Raw genomic sequence first — 17,473 nt, forward strand, 5'->3', positions numbered from 1 at the left:
CTTATTTGATTTGCTTAAATTCGATAACCCAAATCCACGGGTTGGCTTGCCAGCTTCCTGCGCCGTAAATCGATTCCCATAAATCCCGATACCAGAGGAACGGATCGTATTCACCACCATCAGTGGCTCGTTCCGCTGGATATCCCTCTGCGATGATCCCATCACGCGGGATATGTTTAAGCCGCTCAACACGCACATCGGTGATTTCCAGTAGAATACGGCTGGCCCAACGTGGCATATGGATTGATGGCACCCACTTATAACCACGAATATTGGCATCAGATTTAGCCAGACAGTCTGTCGCGGCGTAACGCAAATCTTGGCAATATCCTTGCCTAGGCTTAACTTGCTCATAGCTTCCGGGTTCTAGAGCTGCAAACGTCTCCCGCACCCAGAGCCGATCGCCAACCTCTCCATATGGGCATAGGGTTGCCGCGAGACGACAGCCAACATAGCTAACCTCTCCATTCCTCCCGCGAACAACGGGATTTTTCATCCCGTGCTCATGATCTACCTTCATAACCCGCCGAGTCTGCGTCTTACGCCCGTCAAGAATGGCGCGAACCATTTCACCGTTGAAAATCATTCCACGTTCTTTCACTCAAACCTCCTTACCCAGACGATTCAAAATCACCGCTTTAGACGGCAACGGTAACTGCTGAGCAAGTTGCCACTGCTTGCGCTGAACTTGGGTTTTATGTGCCAGCAGTTTGCGGATATCACCTACCGGGATACTGGTATCTTTGGCGATCACATTTTCGTTGATGCCGCGGCGGTGCAGCTGATAGATGCCGAGCATGATGGATGACGAGTAATTACGCCGTGCGCCAATACGTGGGGCTGCTGGTTGCTGTTTCTGAGGGCCATAGCCAGTGTAAATGGGTTTAGGCTCTGGTTTATACGGTTCCCCCACGCGTATTGATGACCGGGTGCGCATGCGGTAAATGATGACCGGCAACCAATTACATTTGTCGTCTTCTGGCTTAAACAACACGCCAACAGGGTTCAATTCTTCATCCATCATGCGGCCTCGCTCTGTTTTTGTGCCAATTCCCAATCCTTTACCAACCCCATGCACTTCGCATGCACCTGGCGGGCCGTGCTGATTCCAAAGCCTTTTACTTTCTCGGCCAGCGCATCCGGCGTGCGGCGCACCACATCAAACAGTGAGTGAATGCCCGCAGCGCTGAGTAGGTCGAGGTGCTGCTCTTTCAACGGGAGCGAACCGGCCAACACGGATTCCGCCCATTCAGCACGACGGACTAAGTGAGGATGCGTTTCTTCCAGCAGCTCGCGAATTCGTGCGGTAACGGCTTCCGTTAAGCCTTCCGGCCATGAGTCTTTGAAGTTTTCTACCGTGGGGTAGATTGGCACCGACCATTCCGACACTGACACGATCATGCAGATACCGATGGTGCTGCGGATCTCAAGGTGCCAGTCGATATCGTTCAGGATTTTTACGTCATACTCAGGGGAGTAAAGCTGCAATCCCCATTGGAAGGTGTAGAAGTAGAACTGTACGCCGTCGGCAGTCTGCCAGTGACGCTGCTCAACATCACCATCTGCACGCTGTAGACGCGCTCTCATATCGGTGATCGCGTGATTCAATTCATCGTTGAGCTGAACCATCGTTGATAGCTTGCTGGTTTTATCAGCCAGTTCCTTCTTCAGCCGGCGGATTTCAGTCAATTGCTGGTCGCGTAGTGTGCGGCTATCGTTCAGATCGATTTTTACGCGCGCCAACTGTGCTTTGAGGCGCTCAGGGTTAAGGGATTTCAATTGGTTCAGCTCAGTCGCCAGCATCCCCTTTTCGGTTATGACCAGCTTATATTTTGCAGTGACGCTATCACGCTCGGCAGTGGCTTCTGCTGCTGTCAGTTCTGCACTTTCGATGCGTTCCTGAGTCTGTGTCAGTGCCAACGATTTGGTGGTCAGGTCGTTTTCGGCAGCTTCCAGCCGGTCAATAATGGCGTTGTAGTCATCGACTTCTTTATTAAGTTGCTCGATGCACAGGGCCTGTGCTTGGTCTAATAAAACCGTAGCGCTTTCGACCGAGCGCTGAACGATCCCTGTGGTTTGCTCGATCGCTAAATCGAGTTGCGCCCGAACGGGGCGCAGGGAAGATTCCAACACGCCCGCGGCGGTTGTTGTGGTTGTCATAACGATTTCCTGATGTTATTCCCCAGTAAGGGGAAAAGAATTAATTGCGGAGAGTGAAGGAGCGGACGAGATTGTTGGCGACGGCATCCAGCAATTTTTTTGCTGTCGGCTTGGTGATCTTAATTTCGGCACCAGCCAAATCGACCAACAACAAATCCAGAAGCCGTTTCAGATCAGGCTGTGCTGTGGCAACCTGAGCGGCTTCACCCAAATTTTCCGGCCAGTTGATTGCGCCTGGTGGATAGAGTGACGTACGTGTGGCTTGTACCGGTGTCTCCGTTACTATTTCTTGTGCCTGCTGTGCCTGCTGTGCCTGTAAGCGTTCTTCTTCCAATTTTTTCTGGCTGGAAATGCGCTGCTCGATCAACAAGCTAATATGGTCTGGGCTATTGCCAACGATTTGATTCAGGTCGGCAAACAGGTTTTTATATTCCGGTGGCACAGCATTAAACAGTTTAAGGTTTTCGCGGTACTGCGCGGCTATTTGATTGGCTTCAAGCTTCGCCCGAGCCAGTTCGTCGTTTGCCGCACCGTGCAGAGAAACCAACGTTTTCTTGCCCTTAATCACACCGACGAAATCCGCAGGGATAGGAGGAAGGCGGACGACGGCCAGATCAGCATTCAGCATATTGATGTGCTGCGCCAAATCCTCTTTTGCTTTGCTGATAATCTCCGCGCGGATCTCGTCTTTGCGTGATTTAACCAGTTTGGTTAACTCCAGCCGCTTACCGCGCATTTCCTCGCGCAGGATGTCGATGGTGCGGAATAGCTGATCAATCTGCACCGTTTGCGAAAGTGCTTGCTGCTTAATCAGATCCAACTCTTTTTCTGCTTTATCACAGAATTTGGCCGTTTCTTCTGCATCAGCAAAATCCTGATCTGTGGTCAGATTGGTGTTGATAGCGCGGATAAAGGCCAGTGCTTCCCCCTCATAAACCGCGAGGTTGGATTGCTTCACCGTTCCTTCAATCTCAACCAGTAGCGCAGGCAAACGCATTATTGCCTTGCCCTGTGGCAGCTCGTTAATGACAGGGGCTGAATAGCTTTTCAAATCTTGTTCAAACTGTTCCCATCCTGCGAGTAAAGCAGCAGCACGCCCGGCGACGGGAAGGTATTCCATCCAAGCGAAATTCTCTTCCGTGCCATCGGATACCACAAAAATGGCACGTCTGGCTTCGCTGACCAGTAGCTGCTGCTCTAACTGCCAGTAATACTCTGGCGGCAGGTCGTGATTGTTAACGTGTTCGGCTAATGATGCGTTCCACATCTTATGTTCAAACACGGTATCTTCCATCATGGTGATACCGTCGAACGACGCCAGCAAGCGACCATCGTCAGAAACGGCTGTGGCTGGGAAAAGTTCATCACTGATAATCTCTTCGACCATAACCCGCGCGGCAGCCTCGTACTCATGGCCTTTATCGAACAGATTTTTCTGCACCCATTCGCTAACCTCACGTTCGGTGCCCGTTGCTTTCATGCGCAGCAATTCATCGCGGCGCATTTTGCCGGAAGCGGCCATCATCACGGGGGCTTCGCTGGCGGTGAAATATTTGGCACGCAGTGCGTGCCAGGCATCGGTGCCCTGTTGGACATTAATGATTTGCATGAGGTGGCTCCAAATCGCGGATTGCGAGGACTTGTTCTTCGGAAAGGGTGTATTTGCTGCTGGCGGTAGCGATAATTTGCTGCGCGGTTTTCTTGCCACTTTCCATCAGTTGTTGCCAGGCGGTCAGATTGGCGGAGAAACGCTCTTGTGGGTAATAGGGAATTGCCAATGTTTCAGATGTTGCCGCCTTCGGCGTAATGTCCCGGGCATTGTTGTAATCCAGATCCTTGCCTTCCATTTCTTCCGCCGTGGGCTGCTGACCGATTTCAGGCCATGCCTTACGCAACGCCTGCGCCTCTGCACATTTTGCTAATTGTGCATAAGGTCGGCGTTTCCACATGGCATTGGGGGCTTTGGTATCTTTGCTGGCAGTTGCGTAGTTCTCCAGCCAATACTCTTTGGCGCTGAACTCCACGATGTGGCCGTCAGGCATCAGTTTGTAGACGGTATACTTGCACCAGGCAGGAAAGGTGATGTCGATTTCATTCAGCCTTTGGGTGAAATCTGGCCCGAATTCAGGTTCTTTTGCCCCGGCGTAACTGCCTGAGCGGTCGGCCTGAATGCGATACAAGCCGATGCCGGGCATGACCACATCACGCCACCCATACTGCCCTGATTGGGCGTCTTTAACGTTCATCGGCACCAGATGAACGGGTTTCATCAGCGGATCGAGACTGCGGGCGTGGCAGTAATGCACTGCCAGAATGATGGATTCTTCTTTGGCTCCAGGGAAAACGCTACTTTTCAGTGCGCTCCAGGTCGGCTCATCAATGCCGAGGCTTGCCATCGCTGGCGGTAACGCCGACGTGGTCATAGTGTTGCTGGTCATGGTCAGTCCTTATTACAGAATTAATGACAACACAGAAAATGCAACAAGGATGATAATGATAGGAAACATCACCCCATTGTTTTGCTGTGGATTTTGGTGAATATTGTGGCTGCCGATACGGTGCTGGTACTGGATGTATTTAACGGAACGGATGGTCATGGTATGATTCCCCGGATCGGGTTGGTCCCCGATCAACTGCTGATGACTATGGTCATTGGTCAGTCCTTATGGTCAACGGTTTGGTCGCTGTTGACCGGGATAGCCCCGGTGCAAACTGGGGCTTTTCTCTTTTTGCACTACCAGAGAAATTCATCAGGTACGCTGTTCTCTTCAGCATCAAGCTCACTGATGCGTTCAGTGGCCACCGTCATGAAAAACAACCTTTCCTGAAACTCGCCTAAACACTCAGCCATTTCCGGCGATTCGACTAGCCGAAGAATTGGCCGCTTCTCAATGCCAGAAACACACTCTGATACGATGAGTTGTTTCAGGCGATCGGTAAAATTTCCGTTTTGGCGCAGTAATTCAATGCGTTCTTCCAGCACAGCTTTTTCCCTCGGGCTGGTATGCAATTTGCTCTCATACCGCTCAAGCCGTTCCTCCCGCATTCGTTGGTAGTTGTATTCGTTCATCGGAAACCTCGCTTTTTGCCAATAAACTTACTCATGCGCCCTGTATGAGCGGGGCGCATGGTGAAAGCCTACTTAGTTACTCTTCGGTCTTTTCCTCATTGATGCGCTGATAAGGGAAACGGTCGGTGTGAGGCTTAATGTTGCGATAGAAGTGGCTGCCAACTGAATCAGCGCCGGAGAACGCCGCAAAATCATCAGCGCTCACGTTGCTGTAGTGGTACAGGTTGCCCGGTGCGTTATCACGCCCGTTGAAACGAATAGCCAGCGTGCTGGTCACTGGGTCGTGACCGATGCTGTGGATCTGGGATGATTTAACGGGAGTCATGTTGATGGTCATTGGTGAGTCCTCTTAGTTTAAGTACATAGTTCATGCAGAAGGTCGGGCTGCATTCTTTCCAGGAATTTTTATGCTGCATTTTCTGGCTAGGTGGGTAGTAACAAACGGTGCCTTGTGGTGTACGGAATATCAGGGTGTTATTTCCTTCCTCCAATTGAATGCCATTTCTGATGAAGAACGCCTTGATACATTCATACGCACCATCTCGGGCTTTGCGGCGCTGTTCTTTTAAGAAGGGTTTTAGATCCCTGTAGTGATCGCCTACATCACCCATGCTGATCTCTCACTTTTCGCATGAAATCGCTGTCTGGCGCGGGTGGTTCCAGCATTTCCCCATTACCCAAATACTCCGGGTTCATGTATTGTTCATGGAATATGTATGCCTCTTCTTGGCAGTTAGGGCAGTGATTGCTGCCACGTTTGTTAGTGCCGCACATATCACAAAATTTGCTCATCCGGCTTACCCTCAAACTTGGTGCCGCAGAATGGGCAAAAGTTGATTGCGATATTTGTGTCACCGTTGGTGCAGCGCTGTTCCGGCTCTCCATTCTTTTTGCGCTTGCGGTAACGAAAACGGTAAGGGAGCATGACACCGCAGTAATCGCCTTTAGCGAGAACGTATACGCGGTTATCAAAATCGGATTCTTCAACCTCAAAGCAGTCGTCGGCAACGGCATCACGCAAGCGCTTATCCATTGCTTTCTTGGTTTCTTGAAAACACTTACAGGCCATCTGATACCTCATAAATGAAATAAAAAAGCCACCCGAAGGTGGCTGTGGTTGCCCTGGTGAGGCGTAAAACTCGCTTTTCAGGCGAAAAAAAAGCCCACCGAAGTGAGCTTGATTTAGGTATTTAGTAAACGCCGCGTGGAATTTTGCTGCTGCCACGTATTTTCTGGCGCCCGGCCGCTGAGTAGCCAACGTAACGATCTGGATCGCTACCGTCGTTGGCTTTAACTGAACGCAACTTTTGCGGTTGGGCAGGGGCTGGCATTGATTCGCGGAAAGCTGTAGCCGCCAGCGCTCTGGCTACGCGGTCACTTTTCCGCTGAGTAATGCGCTGAAGGTTCTCTACGCACTGACGAGCATTCGCGGTACGGCGTTTTTTACGTGGTTTGGTCATTGGTCAGTCCTCAAAAAAATGACGGATTGGCTAGGAAAACTCCGCACCGCCGAAAGGCTACACATCTGCTGGCTACGCGATAGGGTGATGCCGCCGCGTTTACCGGGATGGCACTGCTTCGTTCTTACAAGGGATCCGGTTCGTGCGCCTGATTTCTACTGGGCAGGTTGCGCGGGAGTAAATTCCATTGATGAGTCAAACCTACATACCGCCTGTCCGTTATGGTTTTTGGTCATGTATGTGCGCCCGTCGTCGAGAATAGTCACGGCCCACGCCTCATTTTTTTCTCCATCAACCACAAATCTATCTAACTCCGCCATTGCCTCGCGGTCTGTTTTTGCAGATAGTTTTAATGGTCGATAATCTTCGCTATCTCTGACTGAAACTCGTGCAAATCTAGGGCCTGTGCTCATCTTTTTATCCTCATTCAGTGCTCTTATTGCAGCACCTGGCGATCAGATGCTGAGTAAAATCGCTGTCATGTTTAGCCGTAGCCGTCGCACCGGTACATGCAGACCGTAGGAATGTGCAACTTAACCTGATTTTTAAAGAGCGTATCCGCTTGGGATGAAATAAATATAACCAAAGCTATTTTTAATGTAAATATCTTTGGTTGTTTTTATATAGCTTTTAGTTTTTGTTATTGAAAATAAAGGATATTTATTTTTTTGAATATCCGGTGTATAAATCCTTAAGGGGCGGAACAGTGTGTGCCATGAGCACCGTCAAGGAGGATTTGTGTATTGTATGAAGTGTCATTCAGCAGTAGATGTTGGGGATAGGTTTTGTAAGACCTGCGGAGCACCAATGGATCTTGCTCTACCTCGTGAAAGCGTCGCGTACAAAAGCAACCCATCGGTAAAGGGTGAGAGTAAAATCAAAGGTTGGCTGGTAAAAGGTATAATTCTTGTGGTTGCGATTGTTGCGGGGACTATAGGGAAGGATATTGGGAAGCAAGTTACCAAGCAAGATGTGAAAAATTTTCTTTACCCAGATAATTCGGCACCGTCAATAGAGCAAAATTATAGCAATGAAAAATTATGGGGTGCAGTGAAAAATGAATATGAAAAAGAAAAAATAAAGTATGGACTACCAAAAAAAATAGATGAATACACAGTGCTTGAGGATATGTATGTCGAAGGACATACAATTTATTATAAATACTCCGTCTATGGCATTGGGTTAACCCGAGATGTAGAAAAGGGAATAAGTGAAATAGCCAGAGATAACTTTAGAAAAAACCTGTGTAATACATTACCAATTTCAAAAATGAGAGGTAAAACTAGTTTCACCTATAGCTTTCTTACGGGTGATGTAACGCTCCTGTATTCCAACTCGGACTGTATCACTCAAGGGTAAATTTTTTAGTTCAGGTGTATTCTGCAATTATAGCTGAGAATATCATGATTCTTGTTCGTTCAGAAAATATAAAAAGTAACAGTTGGTTGGCGAAACTATCGCGTGGAGACTATGGGGTAGGTGTGACGTTCGTGCATCTTACTGTTGCGTTTCTCCTTGCTACCATTAATTACTTTTTCTTAGGACGCCTTGGAAACGGTAGTGTTTGGGTGGGATACTTTGTTATAGCGATCATGATTTTCTATGGGATTTATGTCGCTAATATTGGTATGGGATTCTGGCGACTAGCGCGAAAGCTGTCGGAAATTAAGACGTTCCTGTTGCGATTTCTGTCCGCTGTTTGTGTGATGGCGGGAATATCGGCGATCTTTAACGGATTGGCTTTAGTTTTTGCGTTAGCGCTTGCCTGAAAATCCGATTTTTAGATACTAAGCACAAGATAGCATCATCCAGCGTGTAATAAGTAATTTACAAAAACGCCCTTATTAAAAATGGGCGTTTTATTTACTCTTACCCTTTAAATCGCTACCAATCCCAACTATGGCAGTCACAATAATCAGAAAGCACTATATCAATACCGAATACCAAAAAACCCGCCCGATAATCTCCAGCTCGGATTCATAGGCCTCTTCATCGGTGTCCCGGTTAAAACTGTGGATCACCACAATTCCGCCTGGCTTGCGGTAAAGCTGTTTAATGCGCTTCAGTTTATCGTTGCCACCACCTTCCTGAGCAATGGCGTAAATTTTACCGTCAACGATGCGCTTATTGTTGGTGTCCACTGCGACAGTGGTGCCGTCAGGGATCATCGGTTCCATACTATCACCGGTAACGGGGAAGCAAAGCACGCCAGAACCATCAGTATTTGCACCAACCTTGCGTAAGGTTGATTTAGAAAAACGAAGTTTAAAGCCGTTGTAGTCGTCGTCCTGAATGCGCCCGTCACCACAGGCAAACTCGATATCCCTAAGAAAAGGCACTTCTACTTCATCCTCTGATAAGGCTGTTTTGCTATCCCAGGCTGCTACCGCGCCCCATTCTGACTTGGGAGGTACGGAAGATTCTCGCTGCGATGGTATTGAACCATCGGCACGCATTGGCCCCTCGCCGCTAGATAGCCATTCCGGCCGGACGTTGAGAACTTTTGATATTTCCAGCAATTTTCGAGGGTTTTGGGTCTTGCCAGTGGTCATCTTCCACACACTTGGCTGTTTAATACCAATAGCCTCTGCAAGGGTTGGTTGATTAACCCCTGATTCCCTCATGGCCAGATTCAGCCTGTCTGCAAAAGTCTCTTTTTTCATAGGCATAAACTTATAGCTGTGGCTATTTTTAGTCAAATAGCTATGGTTATTTACTTTATGAATAGCTTTGGTTATTATTTTCGTGAATTAAAACTAGGGGTTTTATTTATGTCTACCAAAGCTATCTCCGAGGCTATTAAACTTGTTGGCAGTCAGCAGAAGCTAGCCACAGCCTGCGGCGTTAAGCAGCCTACCGTTTGGGCATGGCTGCACGGAAAGAAGAAGGTATCTGCTGAAAATGCCAAGCGCATTGAAATTGCAACAAACAACATCATCTCGGCATACCAAATTCGCCCAGATTTGCCACATCTATTTCCGCACCCTGACCAAGTGCAAAGTTTGGAAAAGCAGTAAAATTAAGGACTAACCAATGACCACAATACGTCAACCTGCCGGACCAACGGCAGGGGCCGCGATCGCTTCTGGCGTTCGCAAGGAATTGCTTTCCCGCAAGAAAGTGGGCAAGGCTGGTTTACCGTTCCATGTTGTGCGGGAAGACCAGATCAAAACCCGCTGGACGGAAAGCGAAGCGGCCACCATCAAAAGCGTGGCTGGCGCCATGTCATCCAATCCCGCCGTTGAAACTAATACCGCCGCCATTCGTGGCTTTCTGGCTATGTTCGCCGAATCCCCTGAAATGTTGGAGCACGTTCATTCTGAACTCAAGGCCGCAGGTCTGCCGATCCCTGACTGGTTGCCACTGTCACCGGAAGGAGCGGCGCGATGAATCAAACGCAAGGTATCGAAATGATTGCCGAAATTATCGGTAAAAAACTTGATATCGCCGGGGATGAAACTCGGCGTTTGGCAATCACAGGGGCTTTGTCTGGTATGGCGCAGGCATTTTATTCCCGCCAGCAGCCTCAGGCAGAAATGCACACGGCAGGCGATCATGACACATGTGCAGTCTCTTGATCGGCGCTATCGAGATCAGCGCGGCGTGATTGTGCATGTCATAGGGTATGACCGCGCTAACAAGCAGGTGATTTTTATGCGTGCTGGCTATGAGCATGAGTGCAGCCAGCCGCTGTGGAAATTTCAGAAATATTATACGGAGGTCAAATGAGCAGCAAGTTAACCGGCCACGTATGGGAAGCGTGTGCCGCCAATGGCATAAAAAATACAAAACTTCTGATCATGGTGCGTTTGGCTGATTACTCGAATGATGACGGTATCAGCTATCCCAGCGTGGAAACCATTGCCCGACAGTTAGGGGCTGGGGAAAGCACCATACGTGGCGCAATGGCGGAGTTGGAAGAAGCGGGTTGGTTGTATCGTGAAGGACGCCGTAAAGGTAACCGTAATACCTCAAATCTGTATTACCTGAACGCAGAGCGATTGGAAGAAGTTGCCTTACAGGAAATAGCCAAAGTTAAAGCGGCCAGACTGGCTAAACGAGTATCAAATCCTCACCCTCCAGAATCTGACGGGTCAAAATCTGACCCTCTGAAATCTGGAGGTTCAAACGGTTTTCACCCTCCAGAATCTGGCGCTAAAGCATGTTTTGACCCTCCAGAATCTGGAGGCGATCCACAAGTAAATTCAACACATGATCCACAAGTAAATTCAAAACATGAATCACAAGGTACGCCCGCGCGAAAAATCGCGCTGAAATCACCACTGGCTGAATTCGATTTTTCTGCGTTCCCGACATTGCCCAGTGATCAGGTCTGGGGGGATTACGTGAAGCATCGCAAAGCCAAGCGCGCCCCGATCACGCAAACCGTTGTGAATATTCTCAGCCAAGAGCTGACGAAAGCCGTTAACGCTGGTTGGACGGTTGATCAGGCATTGGGTGAAGCGATGGCCGCCGGATGGCAGGGGCTGAAGTTTGAATGGCTGGCGAATCGTAATCAGGCTGTGCGCGGCGTTGTACCGCTGAACAAGCAGGAAGCGCTTGAAGCCCGTAACGCGCAGGTGTTCGAAGAGTGGCTACAGGAGGAAGCACAGGCGCTGGATAACCCGGGAGATATCGATGGTCGCTACTGACGAACGCACCGAGCTGGCGGAGAAGCGTGAATTTGCCGAACTGCTGAAAGCGACACTGGCCGTGTACGGTAAGGATTCATCGAAATCCGTTATCCGTCTGTACTGGAATGCCGTCGGCTCATTCGATATCGGGCTGATCCGGCAGGCGCTCAGCCAGTGGATCACCGATCCCGAATTGGGGCGCTATGCACCAAAACCCGCCGATATCATTCGCAATATCCAGCGGCTCACCGGCCGGCCTTCATGGGTTAGCGCTAATGAAGCGTGGGCAATCGCGCTGCCTGCTCAGGATGAGGCTAACACGCTGATTTGGACGACGGAGATCGCTCAGGCATGGCGCGTTGCTGAACCTATTTTCTCTGATGGCGATCGTGTTGGGGCTCGGATGGCGTTTATCGCAGCCTATGACCGCCTGGTTGCTACTGCTCAGTCTTCTGGCGTCTTGCCGCAGTGGACGGTTTCGGAAGGCTGGGACAAAGGGGCTGTGAAAGGTGCGATAGAGCAGGCCGTTAACGCAGGGTTACTACCCGCACCGGACGCTACGCGATATTTATCCCCGCCCGTCAGCTTGCCGCCGCCAAAGGTGGACAGAGGAAAACGGGATGGAATGTTGGCAAAAATTCAGGCATTCGCCGGGATATTACTGGATCAGAAAGAACAACGAGAAGCGCAGGAACGGCATGAACGGGAGGAACGACGAGCACAAGCAAACAAGGAATTAGATAAGCGCTACCAAGACGAATTACGCCGTGCTGCTGACCACAGCACAACTGATGAAAACCAAGCAATAAGGGCTGACCAATGAGTATTACGTTTAAAAATGCACTGATTTATCGCCTGAATAGCGATGTGATGTTTGACTCTCTGGAAGAGAAGCTGGCTCCGTTTGCCTTCACCCCATGCGGCAGCCAGGACAGAGCGAAAACGGGCTGGGTATCGCCGATTTGTCCGCTGCTCGATGTGCTTTCTCACCAGGCTAACGGGCAGATCATGCTTACGTTGCAGCGTGAAGAAAAAATCCTGCCTGCGCCGGTGATTGCGCGTGAGCTGGCAGCGAAAATCGACAGTATGGAGACCGTGCAACAGCGTCGCCTGAAGAAAACCGAGAAAGATGCGTTGAAGGATGAAGTTATCCAAACGCTCCTGCCGCGTGCGTTCAGTAAATACCATACCACCAAGATCTGGATTAACGCAGGGGCTGGGCTGATCATCGTTGATGCTGCAAGCGGCAAAAAAGCTGAAGACGCGCTGGCGCTGCTGCGTAAAACGCTGGGATCGCTACCCGTCGTGCCGCTGGCGCTGGAAACGCCCATTGAATTGACTCTGACCGAGTGGGTTCGCAACGGTAAAGCGCCGGCGGGTTTTGCCTTGCAGGAAGAAGCTGAGCTGAAAGCCGTGCTGGAAGAAGGCGGCATTCTGCGCAGCAAGCATCAGGATCTGACCAGTGATGAAATCACCAATCATATCGATGCAGGCAAACTGGTCACCAAGCTGGCGCTGGAATGGTGTGAACGTATCAGCTTTGTGCTGGCCGATGACGGTAGCCTGAAAAAGCTGAAATTCTCCGATGTTTTACTCGAGCAGAATGACGACATCGATCGTGCAGATGAGGTCGCGCGCTTTGACGCTGATTTCGTGTTGCTGACGGGTGAACTCTCGACGCTTATCAGTGAGCTGGCGGCGGCATTGGGCGGCGAAGTGAAACGCGTGGCACCTCAGCCAGAGAACTACGATTTGCAGGACGACAAACTTTATCCTGATGCGGTTCAGTTTGTACTGACATCCGGTCGCGCGACAATTTCAGGGCTCCAGCGTCATTTTCGTATTGGCTATAACCGCGCGGCGCATTTAATTGAGGCGATGGAAAGAAAAGGCGTAGTCTCCGCGCCGACGCATGACGGCACACGGGCAGTGATCGGGGAGGTGGTGCAATGAACACTCCGATCGTGATTGCCAATATTGCCGTTCGCCGCGACGCCGACGGTCGCTACAATCTGAATGATCTGCATCGGGCATCTGGCAGCGAAAAACGCCACGCGCCGAGCTATTGGCTGGCGAACAAGCAAACCGCTGATCTCGTTGCTGAGCTGGAAACTACCGGGATTCCGGTAGTTAAGTTGGAAGGGCGCAACGGCGGGACATTCGTATGCCGAGAGCTGGTTTATGCCTATGCGATGTGGATTTCTCCTGCTTTCCACCTGAGTGTAATTCGCACCTTCGATAGCGTGGCAAACGCAAACCCAGCAACGGGTAATATTAGCGACCGAGTACAGGCTGGCATCTTGATTGTAGAGTCTGCAGCTCGACTGCTGAATCTGTCGAACAGCTCCAAGCTCGGGGCTTATCAAAAATTACAGTCGGTCATTGGCATACCTAACCTGATGCCTAGCTACGCCATCGATGCGCCTAGTGATGCAGCCGATGGATCCAGCCGTTCTACGAAGTCCCTTACCGATTTGTTACGTCAGCATGGTTTCACCATGACGGCGGCGATCGCGTATGTCCGGCTGGAGGCCGCGGGGATTGTTGAGCGTAAAACGCGCCCCAGCACAGGGAAGCAGATCAAGTCATTTTGGTCCGTTACATCACAGGGACTGCGTTACGGCAAAAACATCACCAGCCCGGCGAATCCGCGTGAGACACAGCCGCACTTCTTCGAGTCGCGTGCAGAAGATATTCTGGCGATTATCGCGGGGAGGGATGTCCCATGATCGATTTCGCCGAAACTGAGTATGTATCTTCCTTGCTGCGTCAGAAATCAGAACTTGCACATCTTCTGAAAGATGTTGGTGACCAATGGCGCACGCCTGATCCGCTTTTCTGGGGCATCAACGCAATGTTCGGGCCGCTGGTGCTCGATCTGTTTACCGATGGCGAAAATAGTAAATGTCCGGCGTTTTACACGGCAGAGGATAACGCGCTGGTGCAGGACTGGTCGGCGCGGTTGGCCGAGTTGAACGGCGCCGCATTCGCTAACCCTCCGTACAGCACAGCGAAAATGCATGAGGGCGAATACATCACCGGTATGCGTCACATCATGGCTCACACGGCTCAAATGCGGGAACTAGGCGGGCGCTATGTCTTTCTCATCAAATCAGCTACGTCTGAAGTGTGGTGGCCGGAGTACGCCGATCACGTTGCCTTCATTCGTGGACGTATTGGCTTTGATGTTCCCACCTGGTTCAAGCCGAAAGATGATAAACAAATTCCTAGCAGCGCAGGTTTTGGCGCGGCAATCGCCGTGTTTGATAAGGAATGGCGTGGCCCAGCTATCAGCTACATTCAGCGGGAAAAGCTGCTGGTGACGGGCGAAGCGTTTTTAGCACAGATCCGGCGTGAAGCGGGGCGGTTAGCACCTCAGCAGTCGATCATCATTCCAGATACCGAGAATACCGTCTGGCCTGCGGAAGTTAATTTCCTGTTCGAGCGGGTTTCAACAGCAACCACGCTGCCCGCTGGTCTGCAAAACAAACTCCGCAGTCATATCAACCGCCTGAAGCTCGAAGGCGTACCGGATTCAGCAATCATCACAACCGCAGAAACATTATCAGTAGCCATGGGAGCCGCAGCATGAAAAATAGGGAAATTGTTGTCGATAACTTTGCAGGTGGCGGCGGCGCTTCAACGGGGATCGAGATGGCGATTGGTCGCAGTGTCGATATTGCGATTAATCACGATCCGAATGCCATCGCTATGCACACGACGAATCACCCGGATACGCTGCACTATTGCGAATCGGTGTTTGATATCGATCCCGTCGCGGCGACTGCCGGCCGCCCGGTTGGTCTGGCGTGGTTTAGCCCCGATTGCACGCACTTCTCTAAGGCGCGTGGTAGCGCACCAGTGAAAAAAGAGATTCGTGGCCTAGCATGGGTCCTTGTGCGATGGGCGTTAGCGACTCGCCCGCGCGTGATTCTGTTAGAAAATGTGGTCGAATTCAAAACATGGGGACCGCTGCTGCTTGATGCTGACGGCACACGTCAGCCAGACCCTGCGCGATCAGGGGAAACGTTCGCGGCATTCGTCGGAATGCTGTCGGATGGCGTAGCTGCTGATCATCCAGCGTTAGCGGAATGTTGTGAATTCCTTGGCATCACCCTTGATAGTGAGCCTGCGCAACGGTTGGTGCGTGGTTTGGGGTATAACGTAGATCACCGCGAATTACGATCTGATAATTACGGTACGCCACAGCGTCGGAAGCGCTTTTTTATGGTGATTCGCTGCGATGGCCAGCCTATCGTTTGGCCTAAACCTACCCATGGTGATCCGAAATCACCTGAGGTTAAGGCTGGGAAACTGCAACCATGGCGGACAGCAGCGGATTGCATTGACTGGTCGATTTCGTCTCCGTCGATTTTCGAGCGCAAGAAGCCATTAGCCGACAACACTCTACGCCGAGTTGCGAAGGGGCTGTGGCGCCACGTCCTTACCAATGCCGAACCGTTCATTGTTGGGGCTGGTGGCCCCGAATATTCTGGTAAGCCGGTCGCTATCAATCAGCCTTTCGGCACTATCGCTACTGAAAATCACCGTGCAGTGGTAACGCCGGTATTAACACCATTCATCAACGAGCACGCGAATGCGAGCAATCAGCGCACGATGTCTATTGATGAACCTATGCGGACGCTCTGCGCTCAGGTCAAAGGCGGTCATTTTTCTGTTGTGGCACCTACGATGATTCCGTTGCGTGGAACGAATGAAAATCAACTTTTTGGACATAGCGTAGAACGTCCGTTATCAACAGTTACTGCCAGCGGTGCGCACCATGCGCTGATCACCGCCAGCCTGATTGATATGGGGCATGGCGAATCATGCGGCACGGGTGCGCGGCGCTGGAGCAATGGCATTCGTTCGCTGGAAACGCCGCTGAACACTGTCACGGCCAGCGCTGCGCCGAGTGCGCTGACAACGGCACTATTCGAGCAGGCGAACGGAGGATTTTACGATGGCGACGGCCATGCTGCCGACGTGCCTATGTCTACTCTTACTGCTTCTGGCAGTAATCAGCGGCTGGTGACAGCCTACCTGATCAAGTATTACAGCTCTGGCGGGCAATGGCAGCGTGCTGATGAACCGTTGCACACCATTACAGCGAAGGACCGCGCGGGTGTTGTTGAGGTTATAAAAGTCCCTGCTGGTTCCCTTTCCCCTGAACTGCGTGAGAAGGCACGCCGCTGTGCGGAGTTGCTTCACTCTCATCTTCCTGAATATTTCGCTGAATCCGCCGAAATGGTACTGATGACGTATCGCGGTGCCTGGTGGGTACTAGTAGATATCACCCTGCGTATGCTCCAGCCGCCAGAGTTATACGCCGCCCAAGGTTTTCCCGGCTGGTACGTCATTGGCATGGATTACCGCGGTGTTCGGCACACGAAAACCGCTCAGGTTGCGCGGTGCGGTAACGCCGTTCCACCTCAGTTTGCCGAAGCGCTTGTGCGTGCAAATTTGCCAGAAATGTGTGCCGAACGTGAAGAGGTGGCCGCATGACAACCGCTACCCGCAGCAAATCACCGAAAAAGCACAAAACTGAAGCGCTGGGCGTTTTGCTGCCTGGCGGCGGCATCAAATATTGTACCGATCACGATCGTGACGTAATGAAAGGGGTGCCAATTGGCACTCCGATCTCACTCACACCTATCGGCGACCGGCGCAATATCAAACATCACCGTAAATTCTGGGCGTTGCTGGATCTGGGGTTTTCGTATTGGGAACCTGCGTGGTCGTTTGTCAGCGATCGGGAGAAATGGATAGCTCATGAGGTTTCTAAAGAAGTCGCTCAGGAGGCGGGTGATCCTGCTTTGTATGACAACGTTACGAGGATTATTGCTGAAAGAGTTCTGGAGCGGCTAACGGCACAACTTAAGCGCCGTTTTGATCCAGAGGCAGTTAAAACCAAAGATGCTTACCTGAATCACGTCATGGTAAAAGCCGGATTCTACGATCTGGCTCCTAATCCTGATGGCGGTACGCTTAAACAGCGTTGGAGCATTGCATTCGTCAATATGGGGCAAGAGAAGTTCGACAAGGTTTATCGCGGCGTATTTGGCGTGATCTGGAATGAGACGTTGAGCCAGTATTTTGCTGATCAATATGAAATGGAACAAGCTGTTAGCCAACTGATGAGCTTTTGA

At 50.9% G+C, this 17,473-nt stretch carries 26 protein-coding genes and 1 pseudogene; 15 read left to right on the forward strand and 12 right to left on the reverse strand.

From position 1 onward, the window contains the following. Window position 1: 1 nt before the first annotated feature. From HP572_RS07405 to HP572_RS07440, 8 genes are all read right to left on the reverse strand, one after another. Complete coding sequence (locus HP572_RS07405) at window positions 2–586, reverse strand: hypothetical protein (protein ID WP_371745327.1); 585 nt, start codon at window positions 584–586, stop codon at window positions 2–4. Between the two features lie 15 nt (window positions 587–601). After that, window positions 602–1,024 carry a hypothetical protein gene (locus HP572_RS07410; protein ID WP_240585213.1) on the reverse strand — a complete coding sequence of 141 codons (423 nt, stop codon included), beginning with the start codon at window positions 1,022–1,024 and terminating at the stop codon, window positions 602–604. Beyond that, window positions 1,021–2,160 (reverse strand): hypothetical protein, encoded by a 1,140-nt coding sequence (locus tag HP572_RS07415; RefSeq protein ID WP_240585214.1) that lies wholly within the window; start codon window positions 2,158–2,160, stop codon window positions 1,021–1,023. The genes HP572_RS07410 and HP572_RS07415 overlap by 4 nt, the downstream gene beginning before the upstream one ends. A 40-nt stretch (window positions 2,161–2,200) precedes the next feature. Then, window positions 2,201–3,769, reverse strand: a complete 1,569-nt coding sequence (locus tag HP572_RS07420; protein WP_240585215.1) for a YqaJ viral recombinase family protein — start codon at window positions 3,767–3,769, stop codon at window positions 2,201–2,203. Continuing rightward, window positions 3,756–4,598, reverse strand: coding sequence for a phage recombination protein Bet (gene bet, locus HP572_RS07425; RefSeq protein ID WP_240585216.1), 843 nt, complete (start codon window positions 4,596–4,598; stop codon window positions 3,756–3,758). The genes HP572_RS07420 and bet overlap by 14 nt, the downstream gene beginning before the upstream one ends. Window positions 4,599–4,610: 12 nt before the next feature. Then, window positions 4,611–4,757: a hypothetical protein gene (locus tag HP572_RS07430; protein ID WP_240585217.1), complete on the reverse strand. Its 147-nt coding sequence runs from the start codon at window positions 4,755–4,757 to the stop codon at window positions 4,611–4,613. 137 nt (window positions 4,758–4,894) lie between these two features. Further along, window positions 4,895–5,230, reverse strand: coding sequence for a hypothetical protein (locus HP572_RS07435; RefSeq protein WP_240585218.1), 336 nt, complete (start codon window positions 5,228–5,230; stop codon window positions 4,895–4,897). A 76-nt stretch (window positions 5,231–5,306) separates the two neighbouring features. Next, window positions 5,307–5,567, reverse strand: coding sequence for a KTSC domain-containing protein (locus HP572_RS07440; protein WP_212768490.1), 261 nt, complete (start codon window positions 5,565–5,567; stop codon window positions 5,307–5,309). A 70-nt stretch (window positions 5,568–5,637) separates the two neighbouring features. Between HP572_RS07440 and HP572_RS07445 the strand changes: the two genes are divergently transcribed. Further along, entirely contained in the window at window positions 5,638–5,799 is a 162-nt protein-coding gene (locus tag HP572_RS07445) for a hypothetical protein (RefSeq protein WP_240585219.1), read from the forward strand. 206 nt (window positions 5,800–6,005) lie between these two features. On the opposite strand, the gene HP572_RS07450 is transcribed toward HP572_RS07445, so the two are convergent. The 3 genes from HP572_RS07450 to HP572_RS07460 form a co-directional block, all read right to left on the reverse strand. Next, window positions 6,006–6,455: a hypothetical protein gene (locus tag HP572_RS07450; protein WP_240585220.1), complete on the reverse strand. Its 450-nt coding sequence runs from the start codon at window positions 6,453–6,455 to the stop codon at window positions 6,006–6,008. Further along, window positions 6,421–6,690, reverse strand: a complete 270-nt coding sequence (locus tag HP572_RS07455; RefSeq protein ID WP_240585221.1) for a hypothetical protein — start codon at window positions 6,688–6,690, stop codon at window positions 6,421–6,423. Before HP572_RS07455 ends, HP572_RS07450 begins: the two co-directional genes overlap by 35 nt. Before the next feature lie 155 nt (window positions 6,691–6,845). After that, entirely contained in the window at window positions 6,846–7,103 is a 258-nt protein-coding gene (locus tag HP572_RS07460; RefSeq protein WP_240585222.1) for a hypothetical protein, read from the reverse strand. A gap of 394 nt (window positions 7,104–7,497) precedes the next feature. Between HP572_RS07460 and HP572_RS07465 the strand changes: the two genes are divergently transcribed. Together HP572_RS07465 and HP572_RS07470 are read left to right on the forward strand one after the other, a co-directional pair. Continuing rightward, on the forward strand, window positions 7,498–8,049 hold the full coding sequence (locus HP572_RS07465; protein ID WP_240585223.1) for a hypothetical protein: 552 nt from the start codon (window positions 7,498–7,500) through the stop codon (window positions 8,047–8,049). A 44-nt stretch (window positions 8,050–8,093) separates the two neighbouring features. Further along, the gene (locus HP572_RS07470; protein WP_240585224.1) at window positions 8,094–8,459 is read left to right on the forward strand and encodes a hypothetical protein; all 366 of its coding nucleotides are present in this window, start codon (window positions 8,094–8,096) and stop codon (window positions 8,457–8,459) included. Between the two features lie 156 nt (window positions 8,460–8,615). Here the strand turns inward: HP572_RS07470 and HP572_RS07475 are convergent, their stop codons facing one another. Then, on the reverse strand, window positions 8,616–9,353 hold the full coding sequence (locus HP572_RS07475; protein ID WP_240585225.1) for a helix-turn-helix transcriptional regulator: 738 nt from the start codon (window positions 9,351–9,353) through the stop codon (window positions 8,616–8,618). Window positions 9,354–9,461: 108 nt separating this feature from the next. Here HP572_RS07475 and HP572_RS07480 point away from each other — a divergent pair, with 108 nt between their 5' ends. From HP572_RS07480 to HP572_RS07535, 12 genes and pseudogenes are all read left to right on the forward strand, one after another. Beyond that, complete coding sequence (locus HP572_RS07480) at window positions 9,462–9,707, forward strand: YdaS family helix-turn-helix protein (RefSeq protein ID WP_240585720.1); 246 nt, start codon at window positions 9,462–9,464, stop codon at window positions 9,705–9,707. A gap of 16 nt (window positions 9,708–9,723) precedes the next feature. Next, window positions 9,724–10,080, forward strand: coding sequence for a hypothetical protein (locus HP572_RS07485; RefSeq protein ID WP_240585226.1), 357 nt, complete (start codon window positions 9,724–9,726; stop codon window positions 10,078–10,080). Beyond that, entirely contained in the window at window positions 10,077–10,268 is a 192-nt protein-coding gene (locus tag HP572_RS07490; protein ID WP_240585227.1) for a hypothetical protein, read from the forward strand. The genes HP572_RS07485 and HP572_RS07490 overlap by 4 nt, the downstream gene beginning before the upstream one ends. Then, entirely contained in the window at window positions 10,246–10,419 is a 174-nt protein-coding gene (locus tag HP572_RS07495) for a DUF4222 domain-containing protein (RefSeq protein WP_072013586.1), read from the forward strand. The genes HP572_RS07490 and HP572_RS07495 overlap by 23 nt, the downstream gene beginning before the upstream one ends. Beyond that, window positions 10,416–11,342, forward strand: coding sequence for a helix-turn-helix domain-containing protein (locus HP572_RS07500; RefSeq protein ID WP_240585228.1), 927 nt, complete (start codon window positions 10,416–10,418; stop codon window positions 11,340–11,342). The genes HP572_RS07495 and HP572_RS07500 overlap by 4 nt, the downstream gene beginning before the upstream one ends. After that, a complete protein-coding gene (locus tag HP572_RS07505; RefSeq protein WP_240585229.1) occupies window positions 11,329–12,147 on the forward strand; it encodes a hypothetical protein in 819 nt (272 codons plus the stop codon). Before HP572_RS07500 ends, HP572_RS07505 begins: the two co-directional genes overlap by 14 nt. Beyond that, window positions 12,144–13,049 (forward strand): annotated as a pseudogene (rdgC, locus tag HP572_RS07510) (recombination-associated protein RdgC); the annotation flags it as partial. The gene HP572_RS07505 and the pseudogene rdgC, both read left to right, overlap by 4 nt. Then, window positions 13,050–13,277, forward strand: coding sequence for a DNA translocase FtsK (locus HP572_RS07515; RefSeq protein ID WP_240585721.1), 228 nt, complete (start codon window positions 13,050–13,052; stop codon window positions 13,275–13,277). Beyond that, window positions 13,274–14,053, forward strand: coding sequence for a KilA-N domain-containing protein (locus HP572_RS07520; RefSeq protein WP_240585230.1), 780 nt, complete (start codon window positions 13,274–13,276; stop codon window positions 14,051–14,053). The genes HP572_RS07515 and HP572_RS07520 overlap by 4 nt, the downstream gene beginning before the upstream one ends. Beyond that, window positions 14,050–14,916 carry a phage N-6-adenine-methyltransferase gene (locus HP572_RS07525; protein WP_240585231.1) on the forward strand — a complete coding sequence of 289 codons (867 nt, stop codon included), beginning with the start codon at window positions 14,050–14,052 and terminating at the stop codon, window positions 14,914–14,916. Before HP572_RS07520 ends, HP572_RS07525 begins: the two co-directional genes overlap by 4 nt. Further along, on the forward strand, window positions 14,913–16,829 hold the full coding sequence (locus HP572_RS07530) for a DNA cytosine methyltransferase (RefSeq protein WP_240585232.1): 1,917 nt from the start codon (window positions 14,913–14,915) through the stop codon (window positions 16,827–16,829). The genes HP572_RS07525 and HP572_RS07530 overlap by 4 nt, the downstream gene beginning before the upstream one ends. Further along, window positions 16,826–17,473 carry a DUF1367 family protein gene (locus HP572_RS07535; RefSeq protein ID WP_240585233.1) on the forward strand — a complete coding sequence of 216 codons (648 nt, stop codon included), beginning with the start codon at window positions 16,826–16,828 and terminating at the stop codon, window positions 17,471–17,473. Before HP572_RS07530 ends, HP572_RS07535 begins: the two co-directional genes overlap by 4 nt.

Origin of the sequence: Pectobacterium sp. PL64 (assembly GCF_022477975.1) — a bacterium.
Taxonomy (GTDB): domain Bacteria; phylum Pseudomonadota; class Gammaproteobacteria; order Enterobacterales; family Enterobacteriaceae; genus Pectobacterium; species Pectobacterium jejuense.

What these genes read in the sequence shown, in the direction of transcription:
- HP572_RS07405 (WP_371745327.1), bottom strand. Translation starts at nt 586, where the DNA reads ATGATTTTCAACGGTGAAATGGTTCGCGCCATTCTTGACGGGCGTAAG.
- HP572_RS07410 (WP_240585213.1), bottom strand. Translation starts at nt 1,024, where the DNA reads ATGATGGATGAAGAATTGAACCCTGTTGGCGTGTTGTTTAAGCCAGAA.
- HP572_RS07415 (WP_240585214.1), bottom strand. Translation starts at nt 2,160, where the DNA reads ATGACAACCACAACAACCGCCGCGGGCGTGTTGGAATCTTCCCTGCGC.
- HP572_RS07420 (WP_240585215.1), bottom strand. Translation starts at nt 3,769, where the DNA reads ATGCAAATCATTAATGTCCAACAGGGCACCGATGCCTGGCACGCACTG.
- bet (WP_240585216.1), bottom strand. Translation starts at nt 4,598, where the DNA reads ATGACCAGCAACACTATGACCACGTCGGCGTTACCGCCAGCGATGGCA.
- HP572_RS07430 (WP_240585217.1), bottom strand. Translation starts at nt 4,757, where the DNA reads ATGACCATCCGTTCCGTTAAATACATCCAGTACCAGCACCGTATCGGC.
- HP572_RS07435 (WP_240585218.1), bottom strand. Translation starts at nt 5,230, where the DNA reads ATGAACGAATACAACTACCAACGAATGCGGGAGGAACGGCTTGAGCGG.
- HP572_RS07440 (WP_212768490.1), bottom strand. Translation starts at nt 5,567, where the DNA reads ATGACCATCAACATGACTCCCGTTAAATCATCCCAGATCCACAGCATC.
- HP572_RS07445 (WP_240585219.1), top strand. Translation starts at nt 5,638, where the DNA reads ATGCTGCATTTTCTGGCTAGGTGGGTAGTAACAAACGGTGCCTTGTGG.
- HP572_RS07455 (WP_240585221.1), bottom strand. Translation starts at nt 6,690, where the DNA reads ATGACCAAACCACGTAAAAAACGCCGTACCGCGAATGCTCGTCAGTGC.
- HP572_RS07460 (WP_240585222.1), bottom strand. Translation starts at nt 7,103, where the DNA reads ATGAGCACAGGCCCTAGATTTGCACGAGTTTCAGTCAGAGATAGCGAA.
- HP572_RS07465 (WP_240585223.1), top strand. Translation starts at nt 7,498, where the DNA reads ATGGATCTTGCTCTACCTCGTGAAAGCGTCGCGTACAAAAGCAACCCA.
- HP572_RS07470 (WP_240585224.1), top strand. Translation starts at nt 8,094, where the DNA reads ATGATTCTTGTTCGTTCAGAAAATATAAAAAGTAACAGTTGGTTGGCG.
- HP572_RS07475 (WP_240585225.1), bottom strand. Translation starts at nt 9,353, where the DNA reads ATGAAAAAAGAGACTTTTGCAGACAGGCTGAATCTGGCCATGAGGGAA.
- HP572_RS07480 (WP_240585720.1), top strand. Translation starts at nt 9,462, where the DNA reads ATGTCTACCAAAGCTATCTCCGAGGCTATTAAACTTGTTGGCAGTCAG.
- HP572_RS07485 (WP_240585226.1), top strand. Translation starts at nt 9,724, where the DNA reads ATGACCACAATACGTCAACCTGCCGGACCAACGGCAGGGGCCGCGATC.
- HP572_RS07490 (WP_240585227.1), top strand. Translation starts at nt 10,077, where the DNA reads ATGAATCAAACGCAAGGTATCGAAATGATTGCCGAAATTATCGGTAAA.
- HP572_RS07495 (WP_072013586.1), top strand. Translation starts at nt 10,246, where the DNA reads ATGACACATGTGCAGTCTCTTGATCGGCGCTATCGAGATCAGCGCGGC.
- HP572_RS07500 (WP_240585228.1), top strand. Translation starts at nt 10,416, where the DNA reads ATGAGCAGCAAGTTAACCGGCCACGTATGGGAAGCGTGTGCCGCCAAT.
- HP572_RS07505 (WP_240585229.1), top strand. Translation starts at nt 11,329, where the DNA reads ATGGTCGCTACTGACGAACGCACCGAGCTGGCGGAGAAGCGTGAATTT.
- HP572_RS07520 (WP_240585230.1), top strand. Translation starts at nt 13,274, where the DNA reads ATGAACACTCCGATCGTGATTGCCAATATTGCCGTTCGCCGCGACGCC.
- HP572_RS07525 (WP_240585231.1), top strand. Translation starts at nt 14,050, where the DNA reads ATGATCGATTTCGCCGAAACTGAGTATGTATCTTCCTTGCTGCGTCAG.
- HP572_RS07530 (WP_240585232.1), top strand. Translation starts at nt 14,913, where the DNA reads ATGAAAAATAGGGAAATTGTTGTCGATAACTTTGCAGGTGGCGGCGGC.
- HP572_RS07535 (WP_240585233.1), top strand. Translation starts at nt 16,826, where the DNA reads ATGACAACCGCTACCCGCAGCAAATCACCGAAAAAGCACAAAACTGAA.